Origin of the sequence: Streptococcus sanguinis, assembly GCF_050234405.1 — a bacterium.
GTDB lineage: Bacteria > Bacillota > Bacilli > Lactobacillales > Streptococcaceae > Streptococcus > Streptococcus sanguinis_W.
This window is the reverse complement of sequence record NZ_CP092117.1, coordinates 899854-916348: the sequence shown is the minus strand read 5'-3', so window position 1 is coordinate 916348 and position 16495 is coordinate 899854. Positions and strand designations below refer to the sequence as shown.

Sequence of the window (16495 nt, the reverse complement as noted above, 5' to 3'; positions counted from 1 at the left end):
CGACTTAGTACCGTATTAGTTCCGGGGTAGTTACGCTTTAGTACCGCACTAGTTCCACCCTAGTACCGGGGTAGTTCCTTCTTTTTGATTTTTGCAGTTTTTATTTGACAAATAAAAAAGACGCGATTTAAAACGTCTTTCTAACTTATTTATAATTTTGCAAAGCTTTCTCTAGCGCAACATAATCACAATGAAATTTACTCAGAGCGCTCCCTTTTGCTATCGTCTTACTATAGATTTTAGACGCATACGAGATGATTTTGTCTTGTTCGGACTTACAAAACTTATGCTCCTTGTAAAATAGGAATTGGTAGTTCAATTCAAGAGTTTTGAATTCTATTTTCTTATACGCTCCCTCTGCAACTGGAATCATTTTTCTAATATCTAAGACAGCAAGAATGTGATATTTTTCATCTAATGAGTTTGGATGATCACGATAAATTGCATTTTTCTCATTGGAGTTCTTATCAACTAAATCGTAAATCATTAAATAATCACGACTTCGCATTGGTTGCTTTTTATGCTTTTTCTTCGCAGACGTTAATGGAATGAAATACTTGATATTTCCAATATCAACCAGTATACCTACGTATGGCTTTATCGTTGCTCTGTAAGAAGGATGGTAATATACATTGGAATCAACTTGATATAGATATTCAATGTAATCATTGTCAATTTCATAAAAAGCAATAGAATCGTTTAAGAACTTCACTAGAGTTTCTCCGTGTAATTTATATATAAAAAGCTAGGAAACTCCTAGCTTAGTTTCACTTTGGGGTGTAGGCAGTGAATCGCCTCCTTTAACGCTCACATTTGGGATATAGGCAGTGAATCGCCTCCTTTAACGCTCACATTTGGGATATAGGCAGTGAATCGCCTCTTTCTATAGTCATTATACAATAAGAAAGGGGGTTATGCAAGTGATTAGCAAAATTTTTTCCACATTCTAAACAAAAACGGCCTACAGCAAGCTGTAAGCCATTTATTTTAGTCGGTTTATTCTGGTATCTGCCACCCGCTTGGCTCTTATGTCCAAGATTAATATCAGATTGACCATGAGCCGACCACTCAAATTAAAAATTCTCATTTCACACTCGGTTAATTTTTGTTTACCAACAAGTCAGAACCGTCACTTGTCTCATCAAAGTGATGACATGAGAATATCTCATCTACATTATATTATACGTTAAGTAGACCTATTACGCAAATGAACAACGAACCATGCGCCTGTAATAATTCTCCATTATGTATGCTGCCATATCTGAGATGGCTTCCTTTGTCACTGGCATAACCTGCATGCTGTAGGTTTGTTGATTATAAAGTGTTAAGAATTGAAACTTGATATGGTAGATATAAACTCCTGAAACAAATAAAGTAGATAGGGTTTCAACTTCTAAGATTTTCAAGTGTAGCACCTCTTTCTGTTGGTACTTCTAGTATAACTAAAAACAACTGATCAGGGGTTGCTAGCCTCTCAAATGTACAAAAAAATGCCTGAAATGACCATTTCTTGTATCTCAGACATTTTTAAGGCAGAAACTTCAAATATTTCTGCGCTCTATATTTAAGCTGGAAAACGTTCTAGAATCTGGTCCAAAATTTCTTCTAGGCTTTTATCTTCCGGATACATTTCCCAACCCCTGTCGTAACTAATGACTTCCTCACCGTCTACGTCCACTCCCAATTTAAAGATGCGTCCGTTGTCTATTCCATCCTCGAAAGGTTCAGTGCTTACCTTCGCTAGGTAAACCACCTTTCGATTGTGACTTGTAAATATTCCTTCTTGCCACATGTTTCTGCCTCCTTTATTTTTTTAATGGCTTTACCCCTTTTCTTTTTTGTAAATGTATGTTACAGTACTACTCTTTATTTATCAAGTGATTAGCGAAGATTATTCAAAATTTTTTAAACTCCTATCTGCACCCGTAAAGCCCGGTCAATCCGCACCAGCCAGGCTTCTTCTCGAATAGTCATGACCTTATTTTTCAGCTGAAACTTATCCACCGTAAGGACCTGTTCTGCTAAAACCAAGCTGGACCATTTGAGCCCTTTGAAAACTTTCTTAGGTAGATACACATGAGTAGGCAGGTGCTTTTTCTTTTGAACCTGCTTGGTTAGAGGAACAACCGTAACCAAATGAGAATGATCGTTAGCTTTATTATTGCTGACGACGATGGCCGGTCGAATCCCTTGCTGAATATGACTGTTTTTCTGATTTCCAAAATCTACGTAATAAATATCGCCTCGTTTGCACATATGGTTCTCCTCTAGCTAAGTAAAAAATCTTCTAACTGCTGGTTTCTAATGGCATAAATCAATCGCAGTTCCTTAATGGCTTTCTGCTTCCACCTGCTAATGGTACTGCGGCTGATATGGTACTTGACCATGAGATTGTCCCAGCTTTCTGACACAATGACTAAATCCGTCACAAACTCCGCCAAATCATCTGGAAGCTGACTGATAGCTACTTCAAAAAAATGCAATTCCTGAACTAAACGACAGTAGCGCTTTGACAAATATTGATAAAGCTCCCGATTGGCTTTCTCTGTTTCTTCCTTGTAGGATAAAGCAATGATCTCACTGCGATAAGGATTCTTACTGGTCTGTACCCTTGGTTCATCAGACCGACCATAGACCATGGTATCCAGCATCTCATTTTCTGAGATACCGACAAACTGGTCCAACTGACTACGTAAGAGCTTCATCTCCTTTTCCATGTTCTTGTAATCATAGAAAAGGCTCTCTATTTTATCCATCCGCTTCCTCCTCTCTCAATTCATATTTGACGGCATCAATCAGGGATTGCTGAGAGATGTCCTTTTCTTTCAATCGTTTCATGACTTGTTCGTCCATCGTGCTCTTTGTAATGATGTGGTGAACAACCACCGTTTCTTTCTGCCCTTGACGCCAGAGCCTGGCATTAAGTTGCTGGTACAGCTCCAAAGACCAAGTTAAGCCGAACCAACAAATGGTATGACCGCCAGCTTGAAGATTCAGTCCATGACCACTGCTTGCCGGGTGAACCAAACCAAGGACTATCTTTCCCTTGTTCCAGTCCTCAATATCCTGATTGCTTTGAATCACTCTAGCTTCTGAAAAACGTTCCTTGATGCGTTTCAAATCATGCTGGAACCAATAAGCGACTAACAAAGGCCGGTTATTCATACTCTCCACCATTTCTTCAAGAGCCACTAACTTCTGATCATGCAAGAGTACCGCCTTTCGATTCTCATCATAAACCATGCCATTAGACATCTGCAGTAATTTATTCGAAAGGCTGGCACTGTTTACGGCATCAAGTACCTGCCCCTTGATAGAAACCATCATCTCTGTTTTAAACTCTTTATAAACAGCCAGTTCATGCTCCGACATTTCAACCAGTACTTCATTGTCCACTCGTTCTGGCATATTGAGATAATCGACTGCCTTCATAGAAATCGTCATATCCGCTATCTTGTCATAAATCGCTTCTTCTGCGCCATCCTTTGGCTTATAAGAAAAGATAACCTGACCATTTCGTTTGTCGGGGTCAAAATACTGATTGCGAAATCCTGTGATAAAGCGCCCTAAACGCTCTCCGCCATCTAAAATGCCAATCTCAGAAAATAGGTCCATGATGTTTCCAGGAGTTCCCGTCAGACCAACCATGCGCTTGATTTTAAATCGAACTTTCTGTAAAGCTTTGAATCGTTTGGCTTGATAAGACTTGAAGCTAGATAGCTCATCAATCACCACCATATCAAAATCAAAGAGATGATTCTGAATCAACCAGACGATATTTTCCCGGTTAATGGTATAGATAAAGGCTACGCGTGATAAAGCTACTCTCCGTTCTGATTCACTGCCAATGGCTATTGAAATATCAAGGCCCTTTAAATGCTCCCACTTGTCGAGCTCACTCTTCCAAGTATGACTGGCCACTCGAAGCGGGGCAATGACCAAGACTTTTCTGACCTCAAATGAATCCAATATCAAATTCCACAATGCCGTTAAGGTAATCACGGTCTTTCCTAGTCCCATATCAAGAATCAAACAAGCTGTCTCATGCTCCTCAATGAATCGAGTCGCCACCTCTTGATAAGGATGTGCCTTGTATGTCATCTAGTATTTCTCCAATCTTTTCTTTATCGTCCAGCACATAAACCAGAAAACCTAGCTTTCTTAACTGTTCCATACGCCTGACCTGAATTCTTCTCGGCCTTTCTCCTGGGGCTTTTAACTCCACAAAACCAAGCCGGCCTTGAGGTAAAACCACAATGCGATCAGGTACTCCCACCAAACCAGGTGAGACAAACTTCATGGCAAGGCCACCTCGCTTTTTACTTTCTACTCTCAATTTTTCTTCAATTTCTCGTTCTCGCATCTTTCTTCTCCCAGGGTTTCCGATAAGGGTTGCCAAAAGGGTTCAAACTCCTTACGCGCGTATGGGTGCCCATTACCCCTATTTTACTAGTAGTAACACTACTCTCTTAGAGAAAATAGGCAACTAAGGAAACTAGTACTAGAGAAACCACTATTGGCAACGGCTTTGAGAGGTTTCCCATTCGGTTGCTAAAAGGTAAAATCGAAAACCTTTGGAAACCAACTAAGGCTTTCCAAGTTGCCTTACGACACCCGGACAAAAGCTCGTTGAGTGCCATACAGAGAAAATTTCATCTTACCAGTCGTGTTTCCAGTGTACTTATTCCAGCCACCGATCTTATTTAGAATTCCTTCAATTTCATAGGAATCAGCCTTTTTGATATTCTGTCGTTCCTTTCCAAAACACTCACACCAAATTTCCATAATGCAGACCCGGTCACGTTGCTCTGTCCCTTTCAAAGTCTGACTGCCAAAGTCACTACCAGCCAAGAAAGTCCGTCGCTCATATAAGTCCATCTTGGCCCAGTTATCTGGCAATAAGGTATCCAGGTACTCAGCTACAATGCCTTCCCGGTCATCAGATTCCATCGCTTCCTGCCGCTCTCGATTGGCTTCTTTTTCGGCAGTCCCTTTGAGAAAGAGCTCATCTCCCGCTTCATAATAGACCTTGGCTTCGGCCCACAGTTGATCCACATCTGTTAGCTCCCAAGGCTTCAAAGGACTGTTCTCAGACACCCGCACTGGCCAAAAGCGCCGGTTCCCCGTCACATCTCGTAAGAAACCACCTTCTGAATTGGTTGACCCCACAATGATACAGGCGCGTGGATGACTTTCTACATTGACTCCATAAGCCTGACGAAACTTATCGTCCTGCCGAGAGATAAAAGCCTTCACAGTTTCCACATCCGTTTTCCGTATCCCGGTCATCTCGGATATCTCCAGGATCCAATAGCCCTGCAGTTTCTCCGCTGCTGTTTTATCGCGCATATCAGAAATGGCTAAGGAGTCAGAGAACCATTCTTGGCCCAGCTTAAAAAAGAAGGTGGACTTGCCCAGTCCTTGCGGACCATTTAAGACAAGAATCGAATCAAACTTAATACCAGGTTCATAGATCCGGGCAATAGCTGCCACCATGGTCTTTCGCATGACAGCTCTGGTATAAGCTGTATCCTTGGCCCCCAGATAAACAATAAGCAGCGAATCAATCCGCTCGATGCCGTCCCACTCCAAGGGTTCCAGATATTCCTTAATAGGGTGATAAATCCGGTAGGATGTGACCACTGCAAGTAGAGCATCCTTGAACTTGGTCGGGGACCAAATCCCATAGACCCGCTCAAAATAGAGCTTGGCATTGGCCAGATCGGAATCATTCCAACCTGGTCGCGAGCGTCTCCAGGGAAGCTCACCGATCACATCGATGACATTTTTGAACTCATTGTAAACAATATTCTGTAGGTTCGGATCAAAGTGCAGTATGGTCGCAATATTAGAAAGCGTGTCCTTGACGCGCCCCGTCTTATCCAATTCCAAGCTCGACTGCCAGTTATCCCTATCTGTAAACTCGAGGGTCGCATCTGCCAAGCGCTCTCTGGCCAGCGTCTCCCTCGTTGCCACATCCTTTAATACAAAGTCCTGCATGGCTTTATAAGATGGCTGCTTGGTGGTATCCTTCTTGTCCTCATCATCTTGATCCCCAAAGAGGTGCAGACGGACCAGGTCAAATGCTGAAAGCAAACGATGTCCATAAGGATCTGTCGCATGATGGCTATAAGCAAACTTATCATCATAGATGACCAGACCAGCACTGGTTGTCGCATGGACATAGTCAAAGCGCCCTGGGATGCTGGAAGCTTTGTAAACTTCTCCCAGAAACTTCTCAATCGCTTCTGTAATCGTGTAAGTCCGATTGAAGGCCCCAATCAAGCCCGTCTTTTCTAGTGGATCTGATTGCTTGGCCATGGCCCGCTCCAGCAGTTTATTCTGCCGACTGGATACCGGCCACTCAGTCGTATCCTTCCAATTCTGATAACGGGCCAAGACTTGATCAGGGTTGAGGAAATCTCCCTCAAGTTTCTTAAAAACAAATGCTCCGTCTTGTGAGGTGGAAGGCCAGTACATGAGGCGGCTCGGTTCATAGGTCGTATCATCAAAGAGCTCCATCCCAATATCCTCAGCCACTTTTCTTGCGACTGCTTGGTATTCCTCAGCCGTTACTTCTCGTGATAAAGGGATAATGAGCCGCAGTCTTGGATGCTCACTCGTATGCTTATGGGTCGAATAGAAATAAGCAAAGAAGGAAAAGAAAAGCTCAATCTCTTCCATAATGCTGGGAGTCGCAAAGTCCATATCCAGCGTCAGAGCAGAACGCGCAAGAACTGCATCCTTTTTCCGCCTCCCCTTATCCAGCCGTCCAAGAACAAAACCTCCCACATCTTTGATGCTATCTTGCTTAGCCTTAGGCAGCCTTTGGTACTCGGCTACCGTTTCTGCTGTGCGAATCGTCCTTGAGATCCGCGCCTCAAACTGTTCTAGCGAATAGGTCGTTTGTGTCCACACCTTATCTGTTCGTTTATTTCCGAGCGAAATCGAAAGGTCCATTCTTTCCTCCTTAATCTTTCTGATAAAATTGACAGGCATAGCCATCAGCTCTTAGAGGGAGTCCTTCCGCCCAGTCTGGTAGGGTGGCAAATAGCTGACAGACTTCTTCAACACTAGCTTCTCCCTCTTTAACTTCTACCACGGCTTCGTCATGCACATGAAGGACAATGTCAAGTTCTTGTTTCTGTAGTTGCATCATGCCATGAGCCAACAAGTCTCTGGCAATGCCCTGGACGATGTTCTCCACTAGCTTGGGACCATATGTGTCTATACGACTCCATTTCTTATTCTCTCCAATTCCTTCATAAGTGAGCCCTGGCTTCCCAAAAGCATTCAGCTCCATCCGAGGTTTGACATAGGCTAGCTTGCGACCTGAAGGAAGGGCGATGAAAAACATCCCAGCCTGGTAATAAAGAAGCAGATTCCCTACTTTTTGAGGTTCCCTAGTCTCATAGACCTCTTTTGAGGCCTTATCAATGACCCACCAGAAGGCCACAATATGGGGATTGGCCATGCGCCACTGGTTCACCAAAGGCTGTAGTTCCTCTTCGTCTAACCCCATATCCAGGGCACCCATGGCCTTTAAAGCTCCAACGGAGCCTCCATAGCCTAGCGCCAACTCCGCAATCTTTCCCTTTTGCCTCAGATGCCCATTCACACCATGCTTTTCCACCGGCACCCCAAACATGGAAGCAGCCGATGCACAGTAGATGTCCCCGCCTTGTTCAAAGACCTCTAACCGCCAAGTTTCACCAGACAGCCAAGCCAGGACCCGCGCTTCAATCGCCGCAAAATCTGCCACAATGAACTGATGGCCACTCTTTGGCACAAAGGCTGTCCGGATCAATTCCGAGAGAACATTGGGGACATTGTCATAAAGAAGATCCAGGGCCTTCAATTGGCCATCCTTAACCAAAGTGCGAGCCAAGTCTAGATCCTTCAGTTTATTCTGTGGCAGGTTTTGGACCTGGACTAGCCGCCCGGCCCAGCGACCCGTGCGATTAGCCCCATAGAACTGAAGCAGGCCGTGTACTCGATCGTCCGAACAAACACAGCGCTCCATCGCCTGGTATTTCTTCACAGAAGTCTTGGACATTAAGAGACGAAGCTTTAACATCTCAAGGATCTCGCCATCTACTTCTTTTAATTGCTTGGCCACATCCTTCTTTCCCAGTGAATCCATAAAGACTCCCTGATTTTCCAACCAACCTTTGAGCTGGGAAACCGAATTAGGATTGTCTAAACCACTTAGCTCGTAGGCTCGTTGCGTCACTTGTTCTTTATAGGACAAATCCCCCAGAATAGCCTGACTCACCAGCTCCTGATCAACCGCAATGCCTCGATCATTGATGGCTTGATCTAGTTGATAAAGAAGTTGTTCACTCTCAAGTAGCGGGTAGTTGCTCAGCCGTTTTCTAATCGCTTGTTCCACTTCCACATCTCGTTTGCAGTAGCGTTTAAAGAGTTCCCAATCTTCTAGCGCATGGTGTGGCCAGTTACGCTCTCTCATTCCATTCGCTATGGTCGGTCTACAAGGCAGACAGAAATAACGGATCAAACGCTGGCCCTCTTTCATCTTCTGCTCTTCTATGTTCAGAACCCGCCCCACTCCTTCTAGAGATAAGGGTAGACCAAGACTTGCGGCCTGAACAGCAGTACAAGACCAAGAGCGGGCAGACAATTTCTGTTTGAGATACTTGGAAAGACAGACCCGCTCAAAATTGGCATTAAAGGCGGTTTTGACAACAGCGTCATCTCGTAAAGCAGAAAGAATGCCTTTGGGAAGTTCTTCTCCCTGAGCTAGATCCACAATCTGTGTGTTCTCTTCATCGATCTTGTAGGCAAAGAGCAAGATTTCAAACTGCGGGCTATCCACATAACGATAAACACCGCATTTGGTTAAGTCCACATCTGAATAAGTTTCAATATCAATACTGAGTGTTCTCATTTCTCCTCCGTCTATGTAAAGAGGTGGAGCACCACCTCTCTTCTAAGCCAAGAAATCGTCGTCTTCAATCGTGCCAAATTCATCCTCAGCTCGAACCCGACCGCCAAGCGGCTCTCCATCTTTCAGCTTTTGGATATTACCGAGTCCCGCTGCTACTCCACGATTGCCATTGGAATTAAAGCCGTAGAAGGTCACCGACACCCGGCCATAACAGCCCGAATAGACCTCTGCTTGATCCAGGATTGGTTGAACCTGTTGGTCCACGACCTGGGGTTTCTGCTTGGAATTACAATTGATGAAATAACTATTGGCATAGGCTTCATCATCCGGTCGGTCAATATCTCCATCACGAAGAGGGAGTTTGAGATTGGCTGGAATCTTCCCACCGAATTTTGAAATCGCCTCTTGCTTGGCGAGTTCCACAGCTTGCTTGATTTTCTGAATGGTCACCTGATCTGTTTTCGGAATGATGACGGACACGGAGTATTTAGGCTCGGAACCATTAATAGATTGTGGTTCCCATACATTAGCATACGACAGGCGACCTGCCACAATGACTTTTGTTTCTTTTGACATATTAGTTTCCTCCAAATTCAGCTGCCGCTGGAATATATTCTTTTCGTTTATCGCTCTCTGGGACAAGGGTTAGTTTCCCTTGCGGTTTATGAACCAGGTGTCCCAGGACTCGGTTAAATTCTTTCTTGCCCATCCGTTTCTCTAGTTCCGTCAGAGAAACGAGACTTTGTTTATAGAGATCAGTGAAACCTTCTGCTTCTGCCGCTTGAATAACGGCTTCTTCATTCGTAAACTGCCGGATAGAGCGACCTTCTACTAGCTTAAAACCTGCCCAAGACTTATGAGATTCAACGGCGACCTTAGTCGCATAGTCTTTAATCTCAGTCGCCCACTTGACCAAGTCGTCCACATGAGCGAGGATTTCTTCAATCTCCCCATCTGTCAATAAGTGCGGAGAAGATAACTGGAATTTTTCAAGCTGCTTATGATAGTCCATCCGTGCCCGAAGGACGGCATTACAAGTAGAGAACTGGCACCAAGGTCCATAGGTGACCTCCCCTTCTCCCTTAAAGGCTAATTCTGCTTTGGGCTTCAATTCCTTTTCTGCCCAGTCCAGCAAATCTTCTCGTTGCAGGATGGCGGTGGAGATATTGCCTTTTCTTGGTTGAAAAATGGTCATCTTGACTTCTTCAATATCATAAAGAGCGTCATAGAGTTCCAAGGCTCCTAAAGCATAGAGTTTCATCTGCGGATTGTTCTCTGCTTCCACCAGCACGCCTTTGCCATATTTAAAATCCATGACATGAAGAAGTCCTTCAGCTACTAGGACACAGTCTGCTGTCCCAAAGCCCTCTGGCACATAGTGGGAAAAATCAACCATCTGCTCAATCAGGATAATGGGCTCATTTGTCCCCTGTTTCAAGAGTTCCAATTCATCTAAGATGAAGGCCACGTAATCTTCCGTACACTGTTCCATCTCAAGTGTCAGCTCGCCTTCCGGTTCTTCCGCCTTCACTCCAAGAGCCATTCGCAGCTTGTATTCAGCCAGCGCATGGGCCAAGGTCCCTTCTTCTGCGGCAGAGCTGGTCCTTTGTTCAAAGAACTCCTCTAAACGAGCGAGAGGCGGGACCGTTAGCCAGCGGTGGCTGGAAGATGCTGATAACAATGCATGTTGTTTTTCTGCCATATCAGAGTCCTTTCGCATCTTCTAACAGGGAAGGATAGTGCTTCTGTTCTACCGCCGAGAGCTTGTTGGCTCCGTACTGTTGGAGCAAGTCTCGTACCTGTTCTGTTTTACCCGCCCGGGACTTCTCAGCCAGGACCTTACGGATATCTTCAATGGTAACAGTTGGTGAAGCAGCCTTTTCTACTTCTTCCGGTACCTTCTCAACAGTCTCTAGACGGAAGGGGCTGCTCAGCTCCTCTAAGCTATCCGCCAACAGGCGTAAGTTCTTCACTACGGTTTCTAATTTTTTCATTTGAGCCATGCCATTTCTCCTTTCTTACTCTAGGAACATACTGGGAAACTTAGACCAGACAGATTCTTTTGTACTTCTTTGAGTACCTTCTCCAGCATACCGGACCTTATGTCCGCTACACTGAATGGCAAAGAGGGACTCGACCCGATCATCGATGTCCATGGTATGAGGATTGATGGGCTGACCATTCTCATGGAACAGTCGAAAGGGTTTCCCTAGCTCTTTGGCTGTATCAATCTCATACTTCATACCTTGAGAGATGGTGGGACCATAGACCCAGATTTCATCACAGCGCTTCAACAACTCCTGACCCATGGTCAGACCCTGAATCCGCTCATCCGGATTCTGATCATTAAGAAACCGTGTCAAAAGTAAATGTGGAGCCAAGGGCACATAGCCAGCTTTATTAGCTTGCTTAGAGTAGGCGATTGCCTTCTTTTCATTTTCTACAACATTCCCTCGATAGGGTGAACAAATAAATACTGTTTTCATTCGGAAAAATCCGTCCTTCATCATTTTTTGGAGTTACTATCGATGGCCATCTCCAACTCACAAGACTAGTATAGAACCATTTGGCGAAAGGCAACAGAGCAAAGAATGAAGGCTTTTGAACGGAAGAATGCGGGTTTTGAAGTAACCCCTTGCGTAAAAATCCTATTAAAACGCAAAAAAGAACCCCTCAAAATATGAAGGGTCCCAAATAAATTTTTTTCAAATCGTTTTGACATCCATGGATAATAGGAGCTGATTCACCTCTTCCAAGGACAGGTGGTAACAATTCCTAAGTATCATTTTGTAGGCACAATGGTGGGGAACCTGATTGTTAAAACGACAATTGCTTTTCTCAATCAGATCAAAGCTAAAGTCTGGATAAAGTTTTAATGCGATACACACCGCCACAATATTCTCTATCTTATTCACATTGTCATGTTGCGTCTCCATTCGAGCGATGGTAGAGATACTGAGACCACTATGTTCAACCAACTTCTCTTGACTGCAATGTTTTCGATCTCGATGGGAACGCATGGTCCCACAAAAGTGATTGGGGAGCGTAGCCATGATGCGCATAATCTCTGGGAAAATCTGACCTGTGTATTCCGGAAGGGAACGAATCTCGATCAGGTGTTCAGAGAAGTCCAGCTCAATGTTTAACTCAGGTAAGTTTCCACGGTACAGGATGTAGTCATTGAAGTCCTTAGGGCTAATGCTTCTCTTCCCCTTATAGTGAATGTCAAACACTAGGCAACATTCATCCATATGGGAATAAGCATATTCTGTCATCTGGTAAACACCAGGCTCCAACATTTTGACATACTTTTCACTGTTTAAGCAGAAATGCGAGTCAACATAGACATATCTACCTGAGTCCATTAGTTCTCTAAATTGTTCATTTTTCCAATTCAGAAAACAAGCATTGTTAAAAGATATGGTAAAGGTCTGATTATTTTGAATCGCATCAGCTTCACAAGTATAGCTCTTAATGTATTCCTTCCCTACATACTTGTAAATACCTTCAAACTCTGTATAGCCAAGCTGCATCAATCGAATTTTAACAGCCCAGCGTGAGACTTGGAAAAAGTGAGCTAAGTCATCAATGACCTTCTCAAACATCGCCACACGCTGATCAGTATCAAACTCCAAGGAATACTTTGCAAAAAACTCTTGCACCATCATCTTAGTTGTTTTTCCCGGCATTAGGATCCGAGCTGCAATGTTATTCGCTTGCCACTCCATCCAGTCATAAGTATTCCACTGACCTTCCTTAAACGCTGGTCGATGTATGCGACTGGAAATTTTTAGTTCTTGACTGCCTAACAAACTCTTATACTCATGATGAGTACGATGCAATAGCCAATGCACGCACTCATGAATGATGGTGTTGTTATAGCTTCCTTGATTCCGAAGTCCTTTGACCTGAGGATCCACTAAGACAGTCCCGCCTGGCACCATTCTTTTTACTTCTTGATCGTTTTCAAAGAAAGTCACTAGACTATCTTTAAAAACCATCTCACCAAAGATAGATCCATCTTTAGACAAAGTTCCTTCCTCAATAACGACTCCTAGCTTTTCTGCAAAGTCGTAAATCGGAAGGCCCATCGGAGAAACCAGCATATCAGGACAATAAGCCTCTAAAATGCCCTCAGCGATTTTGTCCATATCCTTGGCTCGGATATAAGGAACAAATTCAGTTGAGAAATACGGAATCGGTCCCTTCTCATTTGAATGAACATACGATTTGATTTGTAAGATTTCCAATTGAGATAGTCCATTTTCTAAGTGATACCTAATCCTCACGAACAACTGTATATCCGCATTATCCAATTCCACATCAAACTTCGTCTGAACACGAACGGCCAGATGAGCCATCACTTTCAGGTCCGATTCAATCAAACCATTTACTAGATTACTAGCTAACATCTTTTTGATGGTAAAATCGTCTAACTTGATGGAGAGGATTCTCCCCTTTCGAAGGCTAGGAATTTCAATAGACTCTCTATGGTTAAAAACATAGGAATGAAGCTCAATAAATAAATAATTATAAAAATTATTTTGGATGGTTGATATAAACGACATACGAATGCCTCCTTTGAAATTTATTTATACTCACTAAAAATCTAAAGGAAACTAGAAAGTGAAGCGAGATCTAGCTCACAAAGTTTCACTTCGATTTATTCAGAGTATTATAGGTTTTGTATATCCCATAATAAGTTTGTTATTTCAACCTTTTTATAAGCAGCTTCTATCCTTTATTTTTTATCTTACTATATTTAGTATATCAAATTTAAACATGTTTTTAAAGTATTTTCAAAAAATTTTTTTGAATTCTATCCATCCACTTCAATCACATAGCACTTATGATCCGATTTCCCTGGAGCAATCAAAGTTACATTTTGTTTGAAATCAAAAAATCCAGATTCATTCACGGAAGTTGATAACCCTCCCCATGGCTCAATGGCGATAAACGGACCTTTGTTTGGAGTTGACCAGAGAATTAAATTAGGGAAATCCTGGAAATCAACTTTAATAGTCTTGGTATGATTTCTTGACTTAAGCACCACAGATCGAGAATGAAGTTGGTCTAGCGTAATCGCATCCTTCTCAAACAAAGCATAATCCAAAGGTAACGACTTCTGCTTTACTAAAAATGAATGCCGAGCATTAACATCTATTAAACCTGTATCTGGAAACGACTCTGGAATGGTACAGCTCTCCTCTCTCTCAAATTCGATAGAATAATCTTCATAAGATTCACCCGGGATCAGAGGGCAATTAAAGCCCGGATGCGCTCCAATAAAATAAGGCATTAGATTCTTTGTTCCTAGATTTTCTACTAGATATTCAATCTCAATTTTGGATTCATCTAAAGAGTAAAATATGGTTAATCGAAATGGATACGGATACTGCTCCAACATCTCTTCATTATTTTCAATCGTAAACATGACTTGCCGTTCATTGATTTGCGTAAACTGAAAGTCTTTCTTTCTAACTAATCCATGCCGTGGCAGTATTCCTTCCAGAACCTCCCCATCTTCCATAATATACATAGCCTTATCATTGCGAACACTACCACAATTTGGAAAAAGGACTGGTGCTTGGCCACTCCAATATTCTGGATCACCTTGCCAAAGATACTCCACACCATCCCTATCCTTGATAGATGCTAACTCGCCGCCTCTTTCTTTGAATTGGACGGTTAAAAATTCATTTGATAGTTCAATAACCATGATGCTCACCTCTAATCCTTAAGCTTTTCCAAAAGGCATAAAGTCTTCTTCAAAACGAACGTGGTCTCTCTCTGATTCTTCAACTAATTGTAGAAATAAGTTCTGGAACTCTTCCAAATAACTCTTTTTTTGAAGAAAATCCACAGTGTTTGTTTATTTCAAGCATTTCTGATTTGATTAGCAGATGCGAATGGAATGCTAACAATCTAACACGTTGTTAACCTACTGCTTTTTATTTCCCTTATTGAGCAGGAATATGATATAATAGATAGAGAGAAAACGCTAACATCTCTTAGGACACTCCAAATGTATGCAATAGATATAGATAAAGAATTGATGTTTCCAGGGGATTATGGTTATAAATTGTCTGGAGACTTATTTTCAGGTTCATCAGGTGTGCTTCTTGCTTTAGAGACCTTAGGTGGGAAGAGTTGGAAAAATTTGTTCCCACTCATTCCTGAAACCTTAGATCAATTGCTATAATAGGTTTTGTCTAATTTTAGGGAGGTATTATATTTATATAATATAGGGTATTTTTATGGAAATCAATGCTTTTATAATAGATAAAATTAGAGTAGTTTAACCATAATTAAAAAGGAGAACAGATATGAAAAATATTCTATCTTTACAACAACTCAAAGTAAAAGAAAATACAAAGTTGATGGCTAAATCATCAAGAAGCACAAACTGCAAAAACAGTAGCCATGCTAGTTGGTTTATTTGTTAGGTAGTTTCCTAGTGTAGTGGGTTTACTTCTCATTTTCAATCTTCTTATAAATAGGAGGAAGCAATGAAGAAAATATTATCCTTACAAACTATGCTTTCTACTGAACAAATAAAATTCTGCAGCGCATCTAATATTAGCGTGATGTGTAAAAAGCATAGTTCTATTAGCTTGTTTTTATGTGTGAAAACAATAAATAAATAAAAGACTGTGTTAACAAACTCTATATTCGTTATTTATTATAATGGTTTGAATTTCAGGCTCTCAACTACTCTGAGCAATTAGTTAGGTCATAGTGGTAGGAGGGCCTTTTATTATTCTCCACTTGTCATTTTAAGTTTGACAATTTCATTAACCCCAGAAAGCCATAGGTCGCGATTTTTGTTTATCCAAAACCCTGTCGATAAGATAAAGTCCCGATAAATTAATCTTTACGGGACTTCATAAGAAATGAGATCAAATAATTAAACTGCTACTAACTATTATTTCCCCTCAGAACCAATAAAATCTTACCTGTATAATCTGAGGAAATCTTCAATGAATTAATCGACTCAACTTTTATCTGTTTTATTGCAAAATATGTTTTACCATGATAACGAATATTAAAATCATGATAAGAACCTTTTTCTACAGATTTAAAAGGGTTATTATTAAAACTAAAGTCTGTTTTCCTAATTGTTTCAATGTTTTCTTTTGTGCTCATCACATAAACATATCCAGAAAAATTACTACTTATAGCCAACTCATCCCCAATCTTTTGCTCAGATACTTGAGTTATTCCTAGATCCTCAATATCTTCTTTGGGGGTCTCTTGATTGATTTCTGATTTAATATCTTGCACGGTATCGTTAGCGCCGAAATCACATGATACAAGTATGAATGAAGCGATTAGACAAATCATACCTATAAATATACTTTGTTTTCTCATTATCTTAACTCCTTTTGTATTCAAATATATCACCAGGTTGGCAATCAAGCTCTCTGCAAATATTTAATAATGTAGCAAATCGTACCCCCTTAGCTTTTCCCGTTTTTAATATTGATAAATTCGCTTCTGTAATATTGATTCTATTTGCCAATTCTTTAGAAGTGATATTCCTAGATTTAATTATTTTATCTAAATTTATCTTAATTTCTTCCATCT

Annotated in this window: 19 protein-coding genes; 3 read left to right on the top strand and 16 right to left on the bottom strand. The window is 41.8% G+C overall.

Annotated elements, in window-relative coordinates; genetic code table 11:
- Window positions 1-145 precede the first annotated feature (145 nt).
- The 14 genes from MFP28_RS04625 to MFP28_RS04560 all read right to left on the bottom strand — a co-directional run bounded on the left by MFP28_RS04625 (window position 146) and on the right by MFP28_RS04560 (window position 14627).
- The gene (locus tag MFP28_RS04625) at window positions 146-712 is read right to left on the bottom strand and encodes a type III toxin-antitoxin system ToxN/AbiQ family toxin (RefSeq protein ID WP_032915853.1); all 567 of its coding nucleotides are present in this window, start codon (window positions 710-712) and stop codon (window positions 146-148) included.
- 852 nt (window positions 713-1564) lie between these two features.
- Window positions 1565-1792 (bottom strand): DUF7678 domain-containing protein, encoded by a 228-nt coding sequence (locus tag MFP28_RS04620; RefSeq protein WP_002906217.1) that lies wholly within the window; start codon window positions 1790-1792, stop codon window positions 1565-1567.
- 113 nt (window positions 1793-1905) lie between these two features.
- Complete coding sequence (locus MFP28_RS04615) at window positions 1906-2256, bottom strand: type II toxin-antitoxin system PemK/MazF family toxin (protein ID WP_002906215.1); 351 nt, start codon at window positions 2254-2256, stop codon at window positions 1906-1908.
- 11 nt (window positions 2257-2267) lie between these two features.
- Complete coding sequence (locus MFP28_RS04610) at window positions 2268-2756, bottom strand: hypothetical protein (RefSeq protein WP_002906212.1); 489 nt, start codon at window positions 2754-2756, stop codon at window positions 2268-2270.
- Window positions 2749-4101 (bottom strand): DEAD/DEAH box helicase, encoded by a 1353-nt coding sequence (locus MFP28_RS04605; RefSeq protein WP_002906210.1) that lies wholly within the window; start codon window positions 4099-4101, stop codon window positions 2749-2751. The genes MFP28_RS04610 and MFP28_RS04605 overlap by 8 nt, the downstream gene beginning before the upstream one ends.
- Window positions 4052-4363, bottom strand: coding sequence for a VRR-NUC domain-containing protein (locus MFP28_RS04600; RefSeq protein WP_002906208.1), 312 nt, complete (start codon window positions 4361-4363; stop codon window positions 4052-4054). Before MFP28_RS04600 ends, MFP28_RS04605 begins: the two co-directional genes overlap by 50 nt.
- A 242-nt stretch (window positions 4364-4605) precedes the next feature.
- Window positions 4606-6960 (bottom strand): virulence-associated E family protein, encoded by a 2355-nt coding sequence (locus MFP28_RS04595; RefSeq protein ID WP_032916239.1) that lies wholly within the window; start codon window positions 6958-6960, stop codon window positions 4606-4608.
- A gap of 10 nt (window positions 6961-6970) precedes the next feature.
- Entirely contained in the window at window positions 6971-8908 is a 1938-nt protein-coding gene (locus MFP28_RS04590) for a DNA polymerase (RefSeq protein WP_002906206.1), read from the bottom strand.
- 42 nt (window positions 8909-8950) lie between these two features.
- On the bottom strand, window positions 8951-9484 hold the full coding sequence (locus MFP28_RS04585; protein WP_002906205.1) for a DUF2815 family protein: 534 nt from the start codon (window positions 9482-9484) through the stop codon (window positions 8951-8953).
- 1 nt (window position 9485) lies between these two features.
- Entirely contained in the window at window positions 9486-10628 is a 1143-nt protein-coding gene (locus MFP28_RS04580; RefSeq protein ID WP_002906204.1) for a DUF2800 domain-containing protein, read from the bottom strand.
- Entirely contained in the window at window positions 10612-10911 is a 300-nt protein-coding gene (locus MFP28_RS04575; RefSeq protein WP_002906203.1) for a hypothetical protein, read from the bottom strand. The genes MFP28_RS04580 and MFP28_RS04575 overlap by 17 nt, the downstream gene beginning before the upstream one ends.
- A 15-nt stretch (window positions 10912-10926) precedes the next feature.
- Window positions 10927-11394 carry a DUF4406 domain-containing protein gene (locus MFP28_RS04570; RefSeq protein ID WP_032916237.1) on the bottom strand — a complete coding sequence of 156 codons (468 nt, stop codon included), beginning with the start codon at window positions 11392-11394 and terminating at the stop codon, window positions 10927-10929.
- A gap of 219 nt (window positions 11395-11613) precedes the next feature.
- On the bottom strand, window positions 11614-13476 hold the full coding sequence (locus MFP28_RS04565; RefSeq protein ID WP_002906201.1) for an XRE family transcriptional regulator: 1863 nt from the start codon (window positions 13474-13476) through the stop codon (window positions 11614-11616).
- A gap of 251 nt (window positions 13477-13727) precedes the next feature.
- A complete protein-coding gene (locus MFP28_RS04560; protein ID WP_002906200.1) occupies window positions 13728-14627 on the bottom strand; it encodes an aldose 1-epimerase family protein in 900 nt (299 codons plus the stop codon).
- A 306-nt stretch (window positions 14628-14933) separates the two neighbouring features.
- Between MFP28_RS04560 and MFP28_RS04555 the strand changes: the two genes are divergently transcribed.
- The 3 genes from MFP28_RS04555 (at window position 14934) to MFP28_RS04545 (ending at window position 15555) form a co-directional block, all read left to right on the top strand.
- Window positions 14934-15110 carry a hypothetical protein gene (locus MFP28_RS04555; protein ID WP_155114591.1) on the top strand — a complete coding sequence of 59 codons (177 nt, stop codon included), beginning with the start codon at window positions 14934-14936 and terminating at the stop codon, window positions 15108-15110.
- 124 nt (window positions 15111-15234) lie between these two features.
- Window positions 15235-15354, top strand: a complete 120-nt coding sequence (locus MFP28_RS04550) for a class III lanthipeptide (protein ID WP_216725501.1) — start codon at window positions 15235-15237, stop codon at window positions 15352-15354.
- Between the two features lie 63 nt (window positions 15355-15417).
- Window positions 15418-15555 (top strand): class III lanthipeptide, encoded by a 138-nt coding sequence (locus MFP28_RS04545; protein WP_197709054.1) that lies wholly within the window; start codon window positions 15418-15420, stop codon window positions 15553-15555.
- A gap of 271 nt (window positions 15556-15826) precedes the next feature.
- On the opposite strand, the gene MFP28_RS04540 is transcribed toward MFP28_RS04545, so the two are convergent.
- Together MFP28_RS04540 and MFP28_RS04535 are read right to left on the bottom strand one after the other, a co-directional pair.
- A complete protein-coding gene (locus MFP28_RS04540) occupies window positions 15827-16279 on the bottom strand; it encodes a hypothetical protein (protein WP_002904809.1) in 453 nt (150 codons plus the stop codon).
- A 4-nt stretch (window positions 16280-16283) separates the two neighbouring features.
- Window positions 16284-16493, bottom strand: a complete 210-nt coding sequence (locus MFP28_RS04535) for a helix-turn-helix domain-containing protein (protein ID WP_032908247.1) — start codon at window positions 16491-16493, stop codon at window positions 16284-16286.
- Window positions 16494-16495: the final 2 nt, after the last annotated feature.

Excerpts from the sequence above, each read along its gene's own strand:
- MFP28_RS04620 (WP_002906217.1), bottom strand. The coding sequence starts at position 1,792 with ATGTGGCAAGAAGGAATATTTACAAGTCACAATCGAAAGGTGGTTTAC.
- MFP28_RS04615 (WP_002906215.1), bottom strand. The coding sequence starts at position 2,256 with ATGTGCAAACGAGGCGATATTTATTACGTAGATTTTGGAAATCAGAAA.
- MFP28_RS04610 (WP_002906212.1), bottom strand. The coding sequence starts at position 2,756 with ATGGATAAAATAGAGAGCCTTTTCTATGATTACAAGAACATGGAAAAG.
- MFP28_RS04605 (WP_002906210.1), bottom strand. The coding sequence starts at position 4,101 with ATGACATACAAGGCACATCCTTATCAAGAGGTGGCGACTCGATTCATT.
- MFP28_RS04600 (WP_002906208.1), bottom strand. The coding sequence starts at position 4,363 with ATGCGAGAACGAGAAATTGAAGAAAAATTGAGAGTAGAAAGTAAAAAG.
- MFP28_RS04595 (WP_032916239.1), bottom strand. The coding sequence starts at position 6,960 with ATGGACCTTTCGATTTCGCTCGGAAATAAACGAACAGATAAGGTGTGG.
- MFP28_RS04590 (WP_002906206.1), bottom strand. The coding sequence starts at position 8,908 with ATGAGAACACTCAGTATTGATATTGAAACTTATTCAGATGTGGACTTA.
- MFP28_RS04585 (WP_002906205.1), bottom strand. The coding sequence starts at position 9,484 with ATGTCAAAAGAAACAAAAGTCATTGTGGCAGGTCGCCTGTCGTATGCT.
- MFP28_RS04580 (WP_002906204.1), bottom strand. The coding sequence starts at position 10,628 with ATGCGAAAGGACTCTGATATGGCAGAAAAACAACATGCATTGTTATCA.
- MFP28_RS04575 (WP_002906203.1), bottom strand. The coding sequence starts at position 10,911 with ATGGCTCAAATGAAAAAATTAGAAACCGTAGTGAAGAACTTACGCCTG.
- MFP28_RS04570 (WP_032916237.1), bottom strand. The coding sequence starts at position 11,394 with ATGAAAACAGTATTTATTTGTTCACCCTATCGAGGGAATGTTGTAGAA.
- MFP28_RS04565 (WP_002906201.1), bottom strand. The coding sequence starts at position 13,476 with ATGTCGTTTATATCAACCATCCAAAATAATTTTTATAATTATTTATTT.
- MFP28_RS04560 (WP_002906200.1), bottom strand. The coding sequence starts at position 14,627 with ATGGTTATTGAACTATCAAATGAATTTTTAACCGTCCAATTCAAAGAA.
- MFP28_RS04555 (WP_155114591.1), top strand. The coding sequence starts at position 14,934 with ATGTATGCAATAGATATAGATAAAGAATTGATGTTTCCAGGGGATTAT.
- MFP28_RS04550 (WP_216725501.1), top strand. The coding sequence starts at position 15,235 with ATGAAAAATATTCTATCTTTACAACAACTCAAAGTAAAAGAAAATACA.
- MFP28_RS04545 (WP_197709054.1), top strand. The coding sequence starts at position 15,418 with ATGAAGAAAATATTATCCTTACAAACTATGCTTTCTACTGAACAAATA.
- MFP28_RS04540 (WP_002904809.1), bottom strand. The coding sequence starts at position 16,279 with ATGAGAAAACAAAGTATATTTATAGGTATGATTTGTCTAATCGCTTCA.
- MFP28_RS04535 (WP_032908247.1), bottom strand. The coding sequence starts at position 16,493 with ATGGAAGAAATTAAGATAAATTTAGATAAAATAATTAAATCTAGGAAT.